This is a genomic window from Nocardioides carbamazepini, assembly GCF_024614185.1.
Taxonomy (GTDB): Bacteria; Actinomycetota; Actinomycetes; order Propionibacteriales; family Nocardioidaceae; genus Nocardioides; species Nocardioides carbamazepini.
In genome coordinates this window covers 180171-198731 of the sequence record NZ_JAHTLF010000025.1, presented here as the reverse complement: position 1 = coordinate 198731, position 18561 = coordinate 180171, and the positions used below count along the sequence as shown (strand labels likewise).

The following is an 18561-nucleotide window of genomic DNA, read 5'->3' as shown; positions in this document are numbered from 1 at the left end:
GGCACCGGCAGCGGCTCCGGCACCGGCCGCGGCTCCGGCAGAGCGGTCACCGGCCGTGCAGCAGGCGGTTCAGGTCCTCGCGATCGGAATCGACCATGATCCGCGCGAGCTCGGGCGTCCGCACCGACGCCGTCCAGCCGAGCGCCTCCCTGGCCTTGGTCGCGTTCCCGATGAGGGCATCGACCTCGGAGGGGCGCTCGAAGGCGTCGTTGTGCTTGACGTGGTCCGACCAGTTGAGTCCGGCATGGCTGAACGCCGCCTCGCAGAAGTCGCGGACGGTGTAGCCCACGCCCGTGGCGAGGACGTAGTCGTCCGGCTCGTCGGCCTGCAGCATCCGCCACATGCCCTCGACGTACTCCGGCGCGAAGCCCCAGTCGCGGACCGCGTCGAGGTTGCCGAGCTCGACGTGGTCGCTGATCCCGGCCTCGATGGCGGCGACCGCCTTGGTGATCTTGCGGGTCACGAAGTTCTCGCCCCGCCGCGGGGACTCGTGGTTGAAGAGGATCCCCGAGACGGCGAACAGGTTGTAGGCCTCGCGGTAGTTGACCGTCACCCAGTGCGCCTGCAGCTTCGAGGCGCCGTACGGCGAACGCGGGTGGAAGACCGAGAGCTCGTCCTGCGGCGGCGGGGTGAGGCCGAACATCTCCGAGGTCGACGCCTGGTAGAAGCGGCACTCCAGCCCGGCGGCCCGGATGGCCTCGAGCAGTCGCAGGGTGCCGATGGCGTTGGTCGACGCCGTGTGGTCCGGCATCTCGAAGGAGACCTTGACATGGCTCTGCGCGCCGAGGTTGTAGACCTCGTGGGGCTCGATCATCCGCACCAGGTTGACCAGGCTGACCCCGTCGGTCAGGTCGCCGTAGTGCAGGCTCAGCCGCGCGTCGTCCTTCAGGTGGTCGATCCGGCCGCGGTTGAACATCGACGAACGCCGCACCAGGCCGTGGACCTCGTATCCCTTGTCGAGCAGCAGCTCAGCGAGGTAGGAGCCGTCCTGACCGGTGATGCCGGTGATGAATGCGCGCTTCACGTTGGAGAGCCTAGATGGCGCTCGCCTGGGCCGTGGCTCGTATCATCCAGCCACATGAGTCGTCGGCGAGCCGCTTCCGTCTGCGCCGCCCTCGTCATGGCCGGCGGCCTGCTGGGCGCCTGCGGCGATCCCGACGAGGAGCCGAGGCACGACGCCGGCGCCAACAAGGGCCGGAGCATCGCCGCCGGGGACCGGTACGTTGCGCTCGGCGACTCCTACACGGCGGCCTATCTCACCGGTGAGACCGATCCCGAGTCGGGCGCCTGTCTCCGGTCGCTGTCCAACTATCCCCGTCTGGTCACCGAGCGGCTCGGCCTCGAGCTCGTCGACGCGAGCTGCGGCGGCGCGACCAGCCGCGACGTCCTGTCCCCGCAGGAGAAGGAGGGCGGCACGGAGGTCCCCGCGCAGATCGGCGCGGTCACGGAGGACACCGACCTGGTGACCATCAGCGTCGGCGCCAACGACATCGACCTGTACGGCATCGTCATCGGCACCTGCGTCAGCCTCGCCGAGAGCGACCCCGACGGCTCGCCGTGCACCGACCTCGCCGAGGGCGCCGAGGACAAGGGCGAGCGCAACCTGGCCGCGGTCGGCGACGCCCTCGCCCGGATCGTCCGGACGGTCGCCGCCAAGGCGCCGAAGGCCCGGGTGATCGTCGTCGGCTACCCCCAGACCTTCCCCCCGGACGAGCCCTGCTCGGATCTCCCGATCGCCGCCGGCGACGTCGCCTTCGCCTACGACGCGGCCCGCGAGGTGACCGAGACGCTGCGGTCGGCGGCCGACACCATGGGCATCGAGTACGTCGACGTGTGGTCGGCGACCGAGGGGCACGACATCTGCGCAAAGGACCCGTGGATCGCCGGGGCCGAGCCCGAGCGGGGCGACGGCTTCGCCTACCACCCCTTCCCGGAGGAGCAGCAGACCGTCGCCGACCTCCTCGCCGACGCGCTGGGCTGAGGCGCGCCCGGCGCGACGCTCGCAATGCGCGCAAAGAGCGCAATGCGAGCGCGGGCCCCGAGGACGTGCCCTAGGATCCGTCCCGCCGACGAGGCCCGTGCCCGCCCGGCACATTCGCGCGAAGGAGCCCCATGCCCGACGTCCAGCAGTGCCCGGCGTGCCGATCCCAGCAGATTCGCAGGATGCCGGCCTCGCGCGCGACCGGCCGCACGATCGTCACCTGCCCGGTCTGCGGGATGTCCGCGCACGGCGAGTACGACGACGCGCCGCCTCAGGTGGTCGACGAGGAGCAGATCACCCCGGAGCTGTATGCCGCCTACGTCGCCGCGAAGCGTGACGGCGGCCGTCCCGAGGTCTGGCGCGAGATGCTCGGGGCCAGCCTGGGCCTGGTCGGGACGGGCCGCGGCACCCGCGTCTTCGACGTGGGCGCCGGCGACGGCGGCTTCCTGCAGCTGGCCCGTGACGAGTTCGGCTGCGAGGTCTTCGGCAACGAGACCTCCGCGGCCGCCGTACGACTGGCCGAGGAGCGGCACGCCGTGCAGCTGGAGCTCGGTGACCTCGGCACGCTCAGGCACCGCGACGAGTTCGACATCGTCACCATGTGGTGCGTGCTGGCCCACGTGCCCAACGGCGACCACCTGCTCGCCGACGCGCTGACGATGCTGCGCCCGGGCGGCTGCCTGGTCCTGCAGACACCACACCGGACGTTCGCCGACAAGGCGGCGCTCGGCGTGGCCAAGGCGACCGACGGCCGGGTGACGAAGGTGTCCGACCGTCGGCTGCCGACGCACCACCGGATCCTGCACACCCCGGCCAGCATGGAGCTGCAGCTCACCCGGCTCGGCTACACCGACGTCGTGGCGACGCCCAAGGCCCGCTACAGCCTCTCCTCCGAGCTCTACCTCTACTTCGCCGGCCTGCGCGGCCGGGCGCTCAAGGCGGGCAGCCGGGTGATGGACCAGTTCGTCGACCGCGGCCTGGCGCCCCGCATCGTCCTCGACGTCACCGCCCGCAAGCCCGTCTGACCGTCCCTCCCGATCGCCTGGGGCCGCGGACGTAGGTTGGCCGGCATGCATCGTCACGCACGACGTCGACGCATCACCGGACGCGCCGGTGCCGTGGCAGTCCTCGCCTCGGTCGCCCTGCTCCTCGCCGGCTGTCCCGCCGAGCCGCGGGCCCCGGAGGGCAACGGGGACCGGCCGATCGCGGCGGGCGACCGGTACGTCGCGCTCGGCGACTCCTACACCGCCGGCTACCTGACCGGCGCGCTCGATCCCGACTCCGGCGGCTGCCTGCGCTCGCTCGACAACTATCCGCGGCGCCTCGCTCGCGCGCTCGACCTCGAGCTCACCGACGTCAGCTGCGGCGGCGCCACCACGGAGCACGTGACCACCGTGCAGGCACCCTCCCACGGCAGCGCGGTGCCACCGCAGATCGACGCCGTCGGCGAGGACACCGCCCTCGTCACGATCGGGCTGGGGGGCAACGACTTCAACCTGTTCGGCGTACTGATCGTGAGCTGCGTCCTCGCCGCCCAGCAGGATCCGGCAGGGTCGCCGTGCAGCGACCTGGTCGCCGAGAACCCCGAGGCCCTGGACAACGTCGGCAAGATCCGCGATCGCCTCGTCGAGGTGGTCGGCGCGGTCCGCGACCGGGCCCCGGAGGCGCGGGTCCTCCTGGTGGGCTACCCGCAGCCCTTCCCCGCCTCCACCGGATGCGACCAGCTGCCGCTCGCCGACGGCGATGTCCCGTTCGCCCACGACGCCCTGATCTCCCTGAACAGCGCCGTCGCGTCCGCCGCACGCAAGACCGGGGCCGAGTACGTCGACGTGGGGCGGGCCAGCGAGGGACACGACATCTGCTCCGCCGAGCCGTGGATCGCGGGAGCCACGCCGCCGCGCACCGACGGTGCCGCCTACCACCCCTATCCCGAGGAGCAGGAGCTCGTCGCGGACCTCCTTCTCGGTGTCCTCGAGAGCGAGGGCGAACGGGACTGAGGTCCCGTGACGTCGAAGCCCCTGGGTCGTTGAGATCCGCATGCAGCTGGGGGGCTGAAACGTAAAGGAGTGAGGGAACATGACGGCTCGGCCTGTAGACGTGCTGGTCGCTGGCGGTGGAGGCTTCATCGGGGGCCACCTCGCAGCCGACCTGCTGGCCCAGGGCAAGTCCGTGCGCGTGGTCGACGTGAAGCCGACCGACGAGTGGTACCAGGTCCACCCCGACGCCGAGAACCTCGAGGCCGACCTCTCCCTCCTCGACGCCGCCGAGGCCGCGACCGCCGGTGCGCGCGAGGTCTACATGCTCGCTGCGGACATGGGCGGCATGGGCTTCATCGAGAACAACAAGGCCCTGTGCATGCTGACGGTGCTCACCAGCACGCACATGCTCCAGGCCGCCAAGAAGTACGACGTCGAGCGCTACTTCTACTCCTCCTCGGCCTGCGTCTACGCGGCCGACAAGCAGACGGACACCGCGGTCACCGCCCTGCGGGAGGCCGACGCCTACCCGGCGATGCCGGAGGACGGCTACGGCTGGGAGAAGCTCTTCAGCGAGCGCATGGCCCGGCACTTCACCGAGGACTTCGGCCTGATCACCCGCACCGCCCGCTACCACAACGTCTACGGCCCCGAGGGCACCTGGACCGGTGGCCGCGAGAAGGCGCCCGCCGCGGTGTGCCGCAAGATCGCCGAGGCGGTCATCTCCGGCAGGCACGAGCTCGAGATCTGGGGCGACGGCGAGCAGACCCGCAGCTTCATGTACATCGACGACTGCGTGCGGGGCTCGCAGATGATCCTCGCGAGCGACCTCGAGGACCCGATCAACCTGGGCTCGGCCGAGCTGGTCTCGATCAACCAGCTCTACTCGATCGTCGAGGAGATCGCCGGCATCAAGTGCGAGCGGAAGTACGACCTCTCCGCGCCACAGGGGGTGCGCGGCCGCAACTCCGACAACACGATGATCAACGAGGTCTTCGGCTGGGAGCCGTCGATCAGCCTCGCCGACGGCCTGGCCAAGACCTACGCCTGGGTCTACGACCAGGTCAAGCGCGCCCAGGGCTGAGCACTCCCCCGACGTGCGCATCCTCGTCCACGACTACTCGGGCCACCCGTTCCAGGTCGAGCTCAGCCGCGAGCTCGCCCGGCGGGGGCACACCGTCACCCACTCTTTCTGCCCGGGCTGGGTGTCCGGCAAGGGGCACCTGAGCGCCGAGCCGGGCGAGACCCTGGTCTTCGACCCGGTCGGCCCGACCACCCCGATCGCCAAGGACAAGTTCGCCAAGCGGGTCCTGATCGAGGCGGTCGTCGGCTGGCAGCTGCTGCGCCAGGTGCGTCGTACGGGTGCCCGGACGGCGATGCTGTCCAACGCACAGATCCCCACGCTGGTGGTGTTCGCGCTGGGCATGGCCCTGATGCGACGGCCGTGGGTGCTGTGGCACCAGGACGTGTACGCCGTCGCGGTGAAGTCCTTCGCCGGCGACAAGCTGGGCGGGCTGTTCCGGATCGTCGCCACCGCCTTCAGCGTCGCCGAGCGATGGGTCTCGCGCCGCGCAGCCGCGATCGTGGTGATCGCGCCGTCGTTCGTCCCCGTCCACGAGGAGTGGGGGACGGCGGACAAGGTCACCGTGATCCCCAACTGGGCACCGCTCGACGAGATCGTGCCGGTGCCGCGCGCCAACAGCTGGGCCGCGGAGCAGGCGCTCGACGACACGGCGACGCTGCTCTACTCCGGCACCCTCGGGCTCAAGCACGACCCGACCCTGCTGGTCGGCCTGGCCCGCCAGGTCATCGACGCGGGCCGGCCGGTGCGCCTCGTGGTCGTCAACGAGGGCCCGGCGATCGAGGTGATCCGGCAGGAGGCCCGGCGCCTCGACGTACCGGTCACCCTGCTCCCCTTCCAGCCCTACGAGCGGCTGTCCGAGGTGCTCGGCTCCGGCGACGTCCTCGTCGTCCTGCTCGACAAGCAGGCGGGTGCCTTCTCGGTGCCGTCCAAGACGCTCTCCTACCTGTGCGCGGGGCGCCCGGTGCTGGGCATGATGCCCAGCGAGAACCTCGCCTCCACCCTGATCACCAAGGCCGGTGGCGCTGTGGTCGCTCCCGACGCCCGGTCCCTGCCGGAGGCAGCCGCCTGGGTCGCCCGGGTCGTCGCCGATGCGGAACTGCGCGAGGAGCTGGGCGAGGCGTCACGCGACCTCGCGGAGCAGGAGTTCGCCCTGTCCGGGTGTGCCGACCGGTTCGAGACCATCCTGGGTCAGGCCGGTCGGTGAGTCGGCTCACCGGTGCGACCGTCCTCCTCGGCCCGAAGACCCGACTGGGCCGGGCCGTCGTCGACGACCGCCGCGGCTCCCCCCTGCTCGCCGTCGCGCGCGACCCGGCGGACGTGGGAGCGGTCGCCGCGGCGACCGGGCTCGCGGCGGCCGACATCGTCGACGCCTCGGCAGGCGAGCTCGCCGATCGGGTCCGCGCCCTCGGGGACGGGCCGGTCCGCCTCGTCGTCGCGGCCCTCGGCCCGGTCCACCCGCTGGAGCCCGACTTCGACGCCGATCTCGCCACGGTGCGCCGCGACCTCGGCTATGTCGACGAGGTGCTGGCCTGTGGCCGTCCCGTCGAGGTGGTGCTGGTCTCGACCGTCATCGCGCTCGCCCCGGGAGACGACCGCCGCTACTACGGCGGCTGGAAGTGCCTGCTCGAGGAGCTGCTCCAGCAACGGGTCACGCGGACCGGGGGCCGGCTCGCGGTCCTCTATCCCGGGCGGCTGCGGCCGGGCCGGGGCGGACCGCCGTGGCACCGCCTCCACGCGTCGTACGAACGGCTGGCGCGGATCGCGCTCGACCCCGGCCTACGGCCCGCCGGACGGACGGTCGGAGCGGACGCACGAATTTGGCTGGCCGTGAGGAGTATCTCTTTCGCATTCCGCTCGTTGAGTCTCTCATCGGGACGAGACCGCGGCGCGCTGGGGGGCGCTAGGGACAGCGGGTCGACCGGAAGAGCACGGGAGTAGCGAATGCACATCAAGCGGGTGTTCGACGTGGTCGTGGTCAGCCTGGCTGCCGTGGTGTGGCTGCCAGCCGTGGTGGGCGGCGCGCTGCTGATCCTGCTCACCGCGGGGCGGCCGGTGTTCTACCGGTCCAACCGCCTCGTCGGGAGCGGCGATCCCACCAAGGTCGTGAAGTTCCGGACGATGGTCAAGAACGCCGACAAGCTGGTCAACCGCGACACCGTGCCGGTCACCAACACCCGCTTCCTCAACATCGCCCCGGACTCGCCCCTCTACACCCGGGCCGGCCGGCTCCTCGAGCGGTGCGGCCTGACCGAGATCCCCCAACTCGTCCACGTGCTGAGCGGCAAGATGAGCATCGTCGGCAACCGGCCGCTGCCCACCAACGTGATGAACGCGCTGCTCGACGAGTACTCCTACGCCGGCGACCGGTTCCTCACCGCGGCCGGCCTCACCGGCCCGGCCCAGCTGGTCGGTCGCGACGCCCTCACCGACTCGGAGCGGCTGCGCATCGAGGGCGCCTACTGCCACGCCGTCCTCGACGGCTACCGGCTGCGGCTCGACTTCACGATCCTGCTCCGCACGGTCCTGATCGTCGCCCACCTCAAGCCGTCGCTGAGCTACGGGGAGGTCATGGACCTCATCGCCCGCAACAGCGGCTCGCGCGCCGTGGTCGCCCTCGACGAGCACGCCTCCCCGCGCGCCGACAACACCGAGGTCGCCTGACTCCTCGCCGTTCACTCCTCGCCGTTCACTCCTCGACCGCGCCGATCGGCACGGCGAGATCCAGCGGGCGAGCGATGGGGCGAGGCGCCATCAGTCGGCGAGGAGCTGCTCCAAGGCCTCGTCGACCCGCGCGGGCCCGAGGTCGATGTCGTCCATCACGCCCCGTTGTGGACGCCCCGCGCGCGTCGCGCGGGGGCCGTCGGCGACGACGTACCGGTAGCGGCTCCCCGCGATGTTGCCGACGATCGACCAGTAGCCGCCGTTGAGATAGGTCGGCGCGAAGAACTCGAGCACCCGCACACCATCGCGCGCGAACACGAGGTTGGTCAGCGCCGCGCCGTGGGGGGCCACCACGACCCGCGCCGCGGCGAAGTGGTCGATCTGCTCCTGGACGCTGAGCTTCCCGGGATCCACGACCGCGAAGCCGCGTCGGCGCAGCAGCGCGACGACGGCCTCCTCCTGCACCATCCGTCGCGTGTTCGGAGTCGTGCCGCGGGTGACGTAGAGGCGCTCCGGGAGGCCGCTCGTGGCACCGGTCGGCGGCAGCCGGTCCCGCAGCCAGGCGCTGGTCTCGGGCGAGACGAGGGTGCTCACGTTGGGCAGGGAGGGCACGAGGAGGCGACGGGCCTGCAGCGAGAAGCCGGGGCCGGGCGCGACCAGGCGGTCGCCGTCGAGCCCGAGCATCGCGATCAGCTCGCGCTGGTAGCGCGTGGCGGTGTCGACCACCCACCGATCCGGCCGCAGGCCGGGGTCGGCCGCATCGAGCATCGCCAGCCGCGGGAGCGCGTCGATGAGGAAGTGGTAGTAGTTGTGGCCCGTGCCGCGGGCGGCGAGGACCGCCACGGTGCCGTCCACCCGCTCGGCCGGGCGCGGCCGTGGGTTCCAGAACACCGGGTGCTCACGCCAGCCGGCGATGTCGAAGTAGTGGCTGGTCTCCAGGTCGAGCACACCCCCGGAGGTCACGACCGCGGCGTGTCGGCCCTGGAGCCGCCCCTCGGTCAGCTCCAGGACGAAGCGCTCGGGCACCTGCTGCTCCAGGCGGTCCGCGAAGTACCAGTGCCCCGACGGCTCACCGGCGGGCGGGGTCCGCCGCACCGTGAAGGCGTCGCCCACGGGGAGGACCCGGGTCGTGGCAGGCTCCAGCAGCGCGGTCTCCCGGGACCGGTCGCTGCCGGTGCGCGGCAGTCCGCGCGCGGGCCCGACCGTGCGGCGGCCGGCGGCACCCACCACCCGGGCACCCCAGCGATGCCCGCGCTTGACGATCGGCCAGAGCGGCTGCAGCTGTGACGGCAGTCGGCTCACGGAGGTTCAGGACCTCGAGAGCCAGATGACCCCCAGGCCGGGGCGCAGGCCCGGGTCGTGGCGGCCGGGCTCGAGGCCGACGCCGGCGAAGAAGGCCAGCAGCTCGTCGAGCGTGTGGCCCTCGACCGGGTGGTACTCCATGACGACCTTGCGCACCTGGGCCCACGACGCCGGGGCGCTGCGCAGCACGATGTCGTACTCGGCGCCCTCCACGTCCATCTTCACGATCTGCACGGAGCGGCCCTCGGCCTCGATGTCGGCGACCGCACGGTCGAAGGACTGCGCCGGCACGGTCACCTCGGTGGCACCCTGCTCCTTCATCCAACCCGGGGCGGTGAGGCCGTTGTGTCCGCTGGCGGTCCCGCTGTCGACGAAGGTGAACTCACCGGGCTCGCCGGCCATGGCCTCGCCGTGCACGGTGATCGTGGAACCGAGGCCGTTGTCCTCGACGTTGCGGGTGATGTACGACGCCGAGACCGGTGACGCCTCGTAGACGTGGATCCGGCTCTTCGGCAGCACCTCGGCCAGCGCCAGCGAGAAGCTGCCGATCTGTCCGCCCACGTCCAGCACGGCCGCGTCGGCGTCGACGCCGGAGGTGAGCTCCTGCAGGTGGTAGGCGTCGTCCGCGAAGATCTCGTAGAGCGGGAACCGGGCACCGTTGACGTTCGGGCAGGTCACGACGTACCCGTTGCGCATCCGGAAGGTCATCTCCTGGCGGCGCAGGCGCGTCCGGTGCGTCCCGAGGTCCCAGAACACCTCCGGGAAGTTGCGGAACAGCTGGGGCGTCTGGCGTACGCGCTTGGCCAGGTGGGCGCCACTGCGGACGAGCGTCATCGATCAGCCTTTCGGGGGGCCGGCACCGCCCGGAGCGAGCGCCGTGGGGGGCGTTCCTGACGGTCGTCCGGACAGGAACCAGGGTGTTGTTCGGCGGTACTCCATCACGGCCACGGCACCGAGGGCGAGGGGCACCCAGATGCTGCGGTCGTAGAAGCCCGGCACCGTTGCGCCGAACCCGATGAAGGCCCACGCGACATACAACAGCCGACGATGCGGAACGTCACTGAACAATGGCCTCGCGAACACGAAAATCACGCAGAGGTACCCGGCGAGGCCGAAAACGCCGATGGCAGCGGCGATCTCCAGGTACATGTTGTGGATCTCGAACAGGTCGATCAGCCCGGTCCCGATGAACGGATGGGAAAGGAACCGTTCGATGCCGCTCTGCTGCCCGAGCTCGCGGGCCTGGTCGGAGAAGCCCGAGCTGCTGCCCCCCACCAGCCGTCCCAGCGAGGAGGTCTCCCCGCTGATGTCGACCAGGATGGGGATCGCGATGACGAACAGCGCCCCTCCGAGCGCGTAGATGAAGCCCATGATCGCCGAGCGCTCGACGACCGGGATCATCACGATCAGGACGGCGGCCACCACCATCGCCGCCCGGCTCCCGCTGAGGTAGATCGTCGCGCCGCACACCAGGCCGGCGCCGACGATCACCGTGCGCACGATCCAGGTGCGATGGCGGTAGAGCAGGTAGAGCAGCACGCAGAAGGTGATCAGCCCGCCCTGGGCGAAGTAGTTCGGGTGGGTCGCGAGGCCGCCGTACCTGCCCTGGTTGGACGGGCCGTAGTACATCGCGTAGCCGAAGCTGACCATGTGCCCGAAGACGTAGCACCAGCACAGCAGATCGATGACGAAGTCACTGGGCCGCCAGATCGCGAAGACCGCCGGCAGTCCGGCCATCACGCCCAACCACAAGATCATGGTCAGATAGCTCTTCGCCGGCTCCGGGGACGCCACCGATGCGATCGAGGACATCACGAACACGACCGTGACCCCGAGCGCGAACAGGCCGGGGACCTCGATCCGCTTGTTGAAGAGCGACGGGACGAGCAGGAGCACGCCGAGTGCCACCAGGCCGTCGGTGGCCGTCGCCAGCGAGCTCGGCGAGGGTGCCAACCCCTTGTACATGGGCGCGGTGGCGAAGGCGCCCATCAGGGTGATGATCGCGGTGCGCTCGCGACCGACGAGCGCCAGCAGCAGGACGTAGACGGCGACGGCACCGGCCGCGATCAACGCGATCGTGCCCTGGCTCGCCAGGGCCGCGAGCACCACCGCCAGCGACACCAGGCAGAGGGTCACCACCGCGCTGTCGGCCCTGACCCGCCCGGGCGGACGTGGCTTTCGGGGCGAGGCGAGCACCCGGGGAGTATAGGTGCGCCTCACCGCCGCGGTCTCACCCTCCGGCGAATGGGGGGAGGAACTCGACGGTGTCCCCCGGGCGGACCAGCACCGCGGCCGGATCCTCGGAGGAGACGGGGCGCTCGCCCACCAGCACCGAGCAGATGCCGACGACCTCGGGCAGCCGGGTTCCCGGATGGCGCCCGACCACCTCGGCCCGCAGCTCGGCGAGCGTCAGCGGACCGGCGACGACGACCTCCTCCTCCGCGATCCCGGCCGCCGCGCGGGCGGCGGCCCAGTACCGGACCCGGATGACCTGCGTCTCACTCACCCCGACGCCCCTTCCCCATTACGTGCCTGTGTCGGTATCGTGCCCCATCAGAAAACTGGCCGGGGCCCAACGGTGCGTTTCGGTCTCGACTCGGTGCTGCCACGGCGGTTCCGGCGAGGAGGCCAGATGAGCACGCTCCTGCTGTTGACCAGCGCCCTGCAGCCCTCGGCGGAGGTGCTGCCCGGGCTCGCACTGCTCGGCCACCAGGTCCGCATCCTGCCCGCCGAGGGCAGCGCCCTCCTCGACGCCCCCGCGGCGGACCTCCTCCTCGTCGACGGACGGCAGGACCTCGCCGGCGCCCGCGACCTGTGCCGGCTGATCCGCACCACGGGCACCGACATCCCGGTCCTCCTGGTCGTGACCGAGGGCGGCCTCGCCGTCGTCCATCACGACTGGGGCATGGACGACGTCGTCCTGCACACCTGCGGACCGGCCGAGCTCGAGGCCCGGATCCGACTGGCGATCGGCCGGCTCACCGCCGTCCGCGACGCCGCGGACCCCGACGCCCACCTGATCCGCTCCGGCGAGGTCGTCGTCGACGAGGCCACCTACACCGCGAAGGTCGGCAGCCGCACGCTCGACCTCACCTTCAAGGAGTTCGAGCTCCTCAAGTTCCTCGCCCAGCACCCGGGCCGGGTGTTCAGCCGCCAGCAGCTGCTGCAGGAGGTCTGGGGCTACGACTACTTCGGCGGCACCCGCACCGTCGACGTCCACGTCCGACGGCTGCGTGCCAAGCTCGGCCCCGAGAACGAGACGCTGATCGGCACCGTCCGCAACGTCGGCTACCGGTTCGTGCTGCCCACCAAGGACACGGAGTCCGCGACAGCGTCCGAGGTCGAGCGCCACGGCGTCTGATCGACCGCCCACTGGGAGGCTTGAGTCGTCGGATCTGACCCCTTGAGTCGTCGGATCTGACCTGTCGAGTCGTCACTTCTGACCCGTCGAGTCGTCGGATCTGAACCCCTTGAGTCGTCGAACCGGCTGTCGCCGGCAAGAGCCAGAAGTGACGGCTGAGCGAGCCGAATCTGACGACTCAACGGGTCAGAAGTGACGACTCAACGTGCCGGAGTCTTGGCGCCGCGCGAACCCGGCCGGCACGTCTGATCGCCCGCCATCCACGGGAGACATCCCCTAAGGTCGTCCCGTGAACGAGACCGGATGGCTCCCGACCCGGATCTTCATCCGGGGGGCATCGACGGCCGGCTGGACCAGCCCGATGAGCGGGCCGCGCAGCAACCTCGGCTTCCCCCGGGTGGTCGAGCGCGAGCTGCTCGCCTCAGGACAGCCCACCGAGGTTCGCACGGTCACCGTCGGCGGGATGCCGACATCCACGGTCGTGCGCCGGTGGGAGCGCGATGTCGTCGGCTTCTCGCCCGACGTCGTGATCTACATGGTCGGCCACTACGAGACACTGCACCTGCTCTGGCCCAACTGGCTCGAGCGCCACGCGAACGCGTTCACCTGGCTGCCACGACGACTGTCGACGGCGTACCGGATGAGGGTGCTGCGCCCCCTGTGGCGTTCCCTGGTGCGCGCGCAGACCGCGCTCGACCGGCGGCTCCCCACCCGGTACGGCGAGCGCCGGGTCCGCAACGCCGTCGCGGACATCATGCGCGCCACCACGCGGGTGCGTGAGATCCAGAGTCCCCTCGTGATCCTGATGGAGACGCCGCTGCCGGGCACCTACGGCGTGCAGCTCTTCCCCGGCATGCCGCGGCGCGTCGAGCTGCTCAACCGGCTCCTCGCCGAGGCCGTCGCCGCGAAGGGTGATCGCGAGGTGCAGGTCTTCCCCACCAACGACGTGGTCTCCGCTGCGTACCCGGTCCGCGACGACGCCGTCCCGGACGGCTTCCACTTCTCCCCCGACGCGCACGACCTGGTCGGCCGCACCCTCGCCGCCCGGATCCAGGAGTGGACGCGCACCCAACCGCACCTGCGCCAGCCCGACTCGGTGCGCGAGGGCTGACGCCCGCTACCGTCGGAGGGGTGACCTCGGACCTCCCGCTGCTGACCGACGCACCCGCCCTCGACGCGATCGGCCGGGTGCGCGACGCCAGCCGGGAGGTCGACGGCACCGATCCCGTCGACGAGGCCGTGGCGCTCCGGCTCAAGCACCATGGGCTCTCCGGCATCGACGCCTGGGTGACCGTCGACGGATTCGCCCTGCGCCGCGGCACGGAGCTCGACCTCGTCGTCGCCCCGTCGGCCCGGGGCGGAGGGCTGGGCACGGTCCTCGGCACCCTCGCCGTCGCCGAGCCGGGGGCGCTCACTGCGTGGTCGCACGGCGACCACCCCGCCGCCGCGGCGCTCGCCGCCCGCTGGGGGTTCGCCCGCACCCGAGAGCTGTGGGTGATGCGCCGGCCCGCCGTCGTACCGCTGCCGGCGGTGGAGCCTCCTGCCGGCGTACGGATCCGGGACTACGGCGCGAGCGACGCCGACGCGCTGCTCGCGGTCAACGCCGCCGCCTTCGCGCACCACCCCGAGCAGGGGGGGATGGACGCCGACGGCCTGGCCGAGCGGATGGCCGAGGCGTGGTTCGACCCCGCCGGCCTGCTCCTCGCGGTCGACGACGACGAGACGCTGCTCGGCTTCCACTGGACCAAGCAGCACGACGCGTCGCTCGGCGAGGTCTATGTCGTCGGCGTCTCCCCCGCCGCCCAGGGCCGGGGGCTCGGCCGGGTGCTCACCGTCGCCGGACTGCAGCACCTCGCCGCCCGCGGTGTCGCCGAGGTGCTGCTGTACGTCGAGTCCGACAACGCGCCCGCCCGCCGGCTCTACGAGGATCTCGGCTTCCACCACGCGGCGGCCGACACCCACGTGCAGTACCAGCGCCCGGAACTTGCCCGTAACTCCGCGACCGGTGAGTAGATTTACCCACCATGAGCTCTGTCACCGACGACGAGCCGGGTCCCGAGGACTCCCGGCTCGCTGAGTCGCGTCCCGGACGCGGCCGGGGACGCAGAGGGCTCCTGCGCCGTCGCGCCGACGACGGACCTGTCGTCGGCGAGCTCGACCGGGATGACATCCAGGAGCTGCTGCGCCGCAGCAACACCTCGGTGCCACCTGAGGACGAGGTCGAGGACGAGATCGCGTCCTCCGCCCCGGTGGTCGGGGACGAGTCCGTCGACGACCTCGTGGCGCGGGTCGGCAACCGGGCCGGCGGGCCGCGCACCGCCGATGACGCCGAGAACATCGAGGACATCGACTGGACCGCGTTCGTCGAGCCCTCCGCCCCCGTCGGGGACACCTCGGGTGGGCCGGCCACTTCCGGCCCCGCCACCGACTGGGCCAGTGTCATCGACCGGTCCCTCGGCCGCCCGCTGACGGAGATCGACCCGCAGGAGTTCGAGGCCGGGCCGGCCACGACCCCCGACGACCCGACGTTGCGGGGCACCCTGACCGACCGGCTGGAGCGGATGCGCTCGGAGCCGGGTGCGGATCCGGCCGAGGAGTCGACCGCACCGCCCGGGCGGACCGAGCCGACCGGGCCATCGTCCGAGGACGACGCGGACGCGAACGCACGGCAGGAAGCCGATGGCGCGACCGCGCCGGACGACTGGTCGGAGATCATCGCGCGCGCCACCCGGCGCCCCTTCGGCGACTCGATCGCCGCGGCCGCGCCCGCGGAGGCCGGCGCTCGCACGGATGCCACCGAGCCGGAGCCGGACGCCTCGGCGGAGGCGTTCGAACAGCTGACCGACCCGCTGACCGACCCGCTCACGGCGGAGTGGATCGACGACACCGCAACTACCGACGACGTGGCTGCCGACGACGTGGCGCCGGTGGAGGCAGAGCTCGACGCGGACCCCGAGCCCGAAGCGGAGCACGAGCCGGAGGTCGTGGACGAGTCGAACCCGCCCGCGCGTCGGCTGAGCGACGAGGAGGCCGGCCAGCGGGTGATCGCGGCCGCCGTCGACGGCGGGTTCGCGGAACCGACGCCCGTCCCCCAACCCAAGGGACTGGCCCGGCTGCGGCGACGGCCGGGGACGAGCACGGCGCCGAAGCCGCAGACCCGACCCCGGCCGGACCTCGTCGAGGCACCCCTGCTCGAGGAGCCGATCCCCCACATCAGCGATGGGGCCGAGGCGCCCCGTCGCCCGGAAGAGGTCCTCGCGCACGCCCGCGCCGAGATCGAGGCCGAGCTGATCGCGCCGGCCGAGGCCGCCGGGGGGGTGGCGGAGGACGCCGCCGTCGTACCCGACAACGCCGAGGTCGTCGCCGCACTCGCCGCCCGGCTGCGTCGCGACGCCGAGCTGGCCGCCGCCGAGCAGGCGGCCGAGCGGCTGGCCGCCGAGGAGGCCGCCCAGCTCGCCCACGAGGCCCGCGCCGAGGCCGACCGGCTCGCCAACGCCGCCTCCGCGCAGCGGGAGGCCGCCGAGCTGCGAGCGGTCGAGCAGGCCCGGCTCGCGGCCGAGGCGCACCAAGCACGCGAGGCCGCCGAGGCTCACGCCCGGGTGATGGCCGAGGCTGCGGCGGTCAGCGCGGCCGAGCACGCCGAGTTCGCCCGCCGCATGCTCGAGGAGCGGGAGGCCGCCGAGCGGAGCTCGGCGGAGATCGCCCAGGCACGTGCCCTCGCCGAGGAGGCCGCTCGCCAGCAGGCCGCCCTCGCGCAGGACGCCCACCGTGCCGCCGAGGCTGCCGAGGAACGGGCCCGCCTGCTCGCCGAGCAGGCGGCGGCGAGCGCGCAGGAGCACGGTGCCCTGGCCCGCCAGGCCGTCGAGGAGCGGGCCGTGGCCGAGCAGGCCGCGGCCGACCACGCGCGCCTCGCCCAGGAGGCACACCAGGCCCGCGGAGCCGCGGAGCAGGCCGCCCTCGAGCAGGCCGAGATGGCGCGCGTCGCCCTCGAGACCGCCGAGGCCGCGGAGCGCCGGGCCCTGGACGCCTCCGAGGCGCGTCGCCTCGCCGAGGAGGCCGCCCGAGAGCAGCTCGAGCTCGCCGCCGAGGCCCACGCCAGCGCCGTCGAGGGCCTGCGCTCCGACCTCGTCCAGGCCGAGGAACGGGCTCTCGAGCACGCCCGCGCCCGCGAGCAGGCCGAGGCCCGGGCCGCCGAGCTCGCCCAGGAGCGCGAACGTGCGCTCGCCGACGCCGCCGCACTCGCCCAGCAGGTGGCGCAGATCCGCGCCCAGCTGCGCCCGGAGCCCGAGGCCCCGGTCGCGCCGGTGACCGCGGAACCCGTCGACATCGCGACACCGGCCGAGGTCCCCGCCGAGCCGCAGCCGGAGGCAGCCGCTCCCCTGCCCGAGCCGCAGCCCGAGCCGGAGCCCGAGCCGGAGCCCAAGGTCGTCGCGGCCCAGCCCGAACCGGAACCCGAGCCGGAGCCGGAGGTCGTCACGGCCCAGCCCGAGCCGGAACCCGAGCCGGAGCCCGAGGTCTTCGCGGCGGAGCCCGAACCCGTATCCGTCGCCGAGCCGGAGGCCGCGACGCCGGACGTCGAGGCACTCGTCGACGCCGAGCCGGCATCGGACGTCCCGCCGGTCGACGACCTGGCCGCCCAGATGGCCCAGATCCGCGCCCGGCTCGCCGCGGAGGCCGCCCCTTCCCCTGCGGTGGAGCTCGGCCCGGAGGTCCCCGACGCGCCGGAGGCCGCTGACGTCGCCGACGTCAGCGCGCCGGCCGAGCGGGCCCCCTCGCTGCTGGAGCAGTGGCGGGCGACGGCGAGCGCGTCCGCCGCGGCCGACGAGACCGAGGAGTTCCTCGACGACGTCGAGACCCTGGACGTCGCGGCCGAGGACGACGACGCACCGGCCGCGGATCTGGTCGACGCCGAGCCGGAACCCGAGCCCGAACCCGAGCCCGAACCCGAACCCGAGCCCGAATCCGAGCCCGAACCCGAGCCCGAACCCGAACCCGCGACCCTGGCGCAGCCGGCCGCTGACGAGCCCGTGGTCGACGAGCCCGAGATCGACGAGCCCGAGCCGGTCGCGGCTGCCGTGGCCGCGCGCGCGGCGACGGTGAAGCGGGTCCCGTTCCACGCCAAGCGCGGCAGCGACAGCCTCGCTCCGCTCGCGATCCTGGGCGCCATCGGCCTGGCCGCGATGGTCGGCCGCATGGCCATCAAGGGCACCCTGGCCGACGACATCGCCTTCAGCGCGACCCTCACGGTCGTGGCCGCGATCCTGCTCGGCTACGCCCTCAAGGCGAGCAACTCCTCGCGCAGCGTCAGCATCGACGAGACGGGCGTCCTCAAGGTCACCCAGGGCGACATCAACAGCACATTCGACCTGACCAGCACGAACACCAAGATCGAGCAGACCGGTACGCCGGGGTCGAAGTCCTGGCGGGTGCTCATCCTCCGGCGCAGCATGTCGCCGGTCGTGATCGACGCCCGGATGGTCGATGCCCCCACCTTCCTGGAAGCGTTGCGCCAGTGGCGTCGCGACCTGTGACCGGAGATCGATGACGCAGCCCGACGTCGACCCGGTGGTCGCGCTCCGACAGGAGCGTGACGAACTGGTCCGTCGGCTCACGGCCAGCCAGGAGGAGGTCGCGCGGCTGACCACGGAGCTGGCGAGCGCGCGGGCGCAGGTCAGCGCGCTCGAGGAACCGGGCGGAGACTCACTGTCGCTGTTCGAGGGCGAGCCGCTGACCGGCGACCGGCTGACCGGCGACGGCAGTGACCCCCGGGTGCTCTCGATGGTGCTCGGCGCGACGGCGATCGTGGCCGGCATGGTGGCGCTGCTGACGCTGATCAACGGCAAGCTCGGCACGCCGTTCGGCATCGCGATGGTGCTGATCGCGATCGGGCTCGCCTGGGCCGCGGCACGCACCCGCGTCGTCCCGGTGGAGGTCAGTGTCGTCCGGGGCATCGTCTACGTCGAGCAGGGCGAGTCCACGCACCGCTTCGACGTCCGCAAGCCGGGGACCCGGGTCGAGATGGTCGGTCGCCCCGGCGATGCCGGCTGGGCGGTGCGGTTCCCACGCAAGGGCATGGACCCGTTCGTGGTCGACGGCTCGATGGTCGATGCCGAGGAGTTCGTCCGGCAGCTGCGCGAGCACCGCCCCGAGCTCTGAGTCGCCGGCCCCGGCCCGCCCGACGCCCGGCGGACGAGCC

General features: G+C 72.4%; 17 protein-coding genes. 12 read left to right on the top strand and 5 right to left on the bottom strand.

What is annotated here, in order from left to right:
* Window positions 1–46 precede the first annotated feature (46 nt).
* Window positions 47–1024 carry a GDP-mannose 4,6-dehydratase gene (gene gmd / locus KVF89_RS26975; protein WP_257430222.1) on the bottom strand — a complete coding sequence of 326 codons (978 nt, stop codon included), beginning with the start codon at window positions 1022–1024 and terminating at the stop codon, window positions 47–49.
* A gap of 54 nt (window positions 1025–1078) precedes the next feature.
* Here gmd and KVF89_RS26970 point away from each other — a divergent pair, with 54 nt between their 5' ends.
* The 7 genes from KVF89_RS26970 to KVF89_RS26940 all read left to right on the top strand — a co-directional run bounded on the left by KVF89_RS26970 (window position 1079) and on the right by KVF89_RS26940 (window position 7702).
* On the top strand, window positions 1079–1981 hold the full coding sequence (locus tag KVF89_RS26970; RefSeq protein WP_257430221.1) for an SGNH/GDSL hydrolase family protein: 903 nt from the start codon (window positions 1079–1081) through the stop codon (window positions 1979–1981).
* 182 nt (window positions 1982–2163) lie between these two features.
* The gene (locus tag KVF89_RS26965; RefSeq protein WP_257430220.1) at window positions 2164–3006 is read left to right on the top strand and encodes a class I SAM-dependent methyltransferase; all 843 of its coding nucleotides are present in this window, start codon (window positions 2164–2166) and stop codon (window positions 3004–3006) included.
* 45 nt (window positions 3007–3051) lie between these two features.
* Entirely contained in the window at window positions 3052–3978 is a 927-nt protein-coding gene (locus KVF89_RS26960) for an SGNH/GDSL hydrolase family protein (protein WP_257430219.1), read from the top strand.
* 79 nt (window positions 3979–4057) lie between these two features.
* Window positions 4058–5041 (top strand): NAD-dependent epimerase/dehydratase family protein, encoded by a 984-nt coding sequence (locus KVF89_RS26955; RefSeq protein ID WP_257430218.1) that lies wholly within the window; start codon window positions 4058–4060, stop codon window positions 5039–5041.
* A gap of 13 nt (window positions 5042–5054) precedes the next feature.
* A complete protein-coding gene (locus tag KVF89_RS26950; protein WP_257430217.1) occupies window positions 5055–6245 on the top strand; it encodes a glycosyltransferase family 4 protein in 1191 nt (396 codons plus the stop codon).
* Window positions 6242–6979 (top strand): hypothetical protein, encoded by a 738-nt coding sequence (locus tag KVF89_RS26945; protein WP_257430216.1) that lies wholly within the window; start codon window positions 6242–6244, stop codon window positions 6977–6979. Before KVF89_RS26950 ends, KVF89_RS26945 begins: the two co-directional genes overlap by 4 nt.
* A 3-nt stretch (window positions 6980–6982) precedes the next feature.
* The gene (locus KVF89_RS26940) at window positions 6983–7702 is read left to right on the top strand and encodes a sugar transferase (protein ID WP_257430215.1); all 720 of its coding nucleotides are present in this window, start codon (window positions 6983–6985) and stop codon (window positions 7700–7702) included.
* Between the two features lie 90 nt (window positions 7703–7792).
* On the opposite strand, the gene KVF89_RS26935 is transcribed toward KVF89_RS26940, so the two are convergent.
* The 4 genes from KVF89_RS26935 to KVF89_RS26920 are packed head-to-tail and all read right to left on the bottom strand — an operon-like array spanning window position 7793 to window position 11510.
* A complete protein-coding gene (locus KVF89_RS26935) occupies window positions 7793–9004 on the bottom strand; it encodes a glycosyltransferase family 61 protein (protein ID WP_257430214.1) in 1212 nt (403 codons plus the stop codon).
* Between the two features lie 6 nt (window positions 9005–9010).
* Window positions 9011–9838 (bottom strand): FkbM family methyltransferase, encoded by an 828-nt coding sequence (locus KVF89_RS26930; protein ID WP_257430213.1) that lies wholly within the window; start codon window positions 9836–9838, stop codon window positions 9011–9013.
* 3 nt (window positions 9839–9841) lie between these two features.
* Complete coding sequence (locus KVF89_RS30515; protein ID WP_257430212.1) at window positions 9842–11200, bottom strand: O-antigen ligase family protein; 1359 nt, start codon at window positions 11198–11200, stop codon at window positions 9842–9844.
* 34 nt (window positions 11201–11234) lie between these two features.
* Window positions 11235–11510, bottom strand: coding sequence for a MoaD/ThiS family protein (locus KVF89_RS26920; protein ID WP_257430211.1), 276 nt, complete (start codon window positions 11508–11510; stop codon window positions 11235–11237).
* Window positions 11511–11636: 126 nt separating this feature from the next.
* Between KVF89_RS26920 and KVF89_RS26915 the strand changes: the two genes are divergently transcribed.
* The 5 genes from KVF89_RS26915 to KVF89_RS26895 all read left to right on the top strand — a co-directional run bounded on the left by KVF89_RS26915 (window position 11637) and on the right by KVF89_RS26895 (window position 18521).
* The gene (locus KVF89_RS26915; protein ID WP_257430210.1) at window positions 11637–12365 is read left to right on the top strand and encodes a response regulator transcription factor; all 729 of its coding nucleotides are present in this window, start codon (window positions 11637–11639) and stop codon (window positions 12363–12365) included.
* A 289-nt stretch (window positions 12366–12654) separates the two neighbouring features.
* Window positions 12655–13476 carry an SGNH/GDSL hydrolase family protein gene (locus KVF89_RS26910; RefSeq protein WP_257430209.1) on the top strand — a complete coding sequence of 274 codons (822 nt, stop codon included), beginning with the start codon at window positions 12655–12657 and terminating at the stop codon, window positions 13474–13476.
* A gap of 20 nt (window positions 13477–13496) precedes the next feature.
* On the top strand, window positions 13497–14378 hold the full coding sequence (mshD, locus tag KVF89_RS26905) for a mycothiol synthase (protein ID WP_257430208.1): 882 nt from the start codon (window positions 13497–13499) through the stop codon (window positions 14376–14378).
* A gap of 11 nt (window positions 14379–14389) precedes the next feature.
* Entirely contained in the window at window positions 14390–17896 is a 3507-nt protein-coding gene (locus KVF89_RS26900; protein WP_257430207.1) for a coiled-coil domain-containing protein, read from the top strand.
* Window positions 17897–17906: 10 nt separating this feature from the next.
* Window positions 17907–18521 (top strand): hypothetical protein, encoded by a 615-nt coding sequence (locus KVF89_RS26895; protein WP_257430206.1) that lies wholly within the window; start codon window positions 17907–17909, stop codon window positions 18519–18521.
* The last annotated feature ends 40 nt before the right edge of the window (window positions 18522–18561 follow it).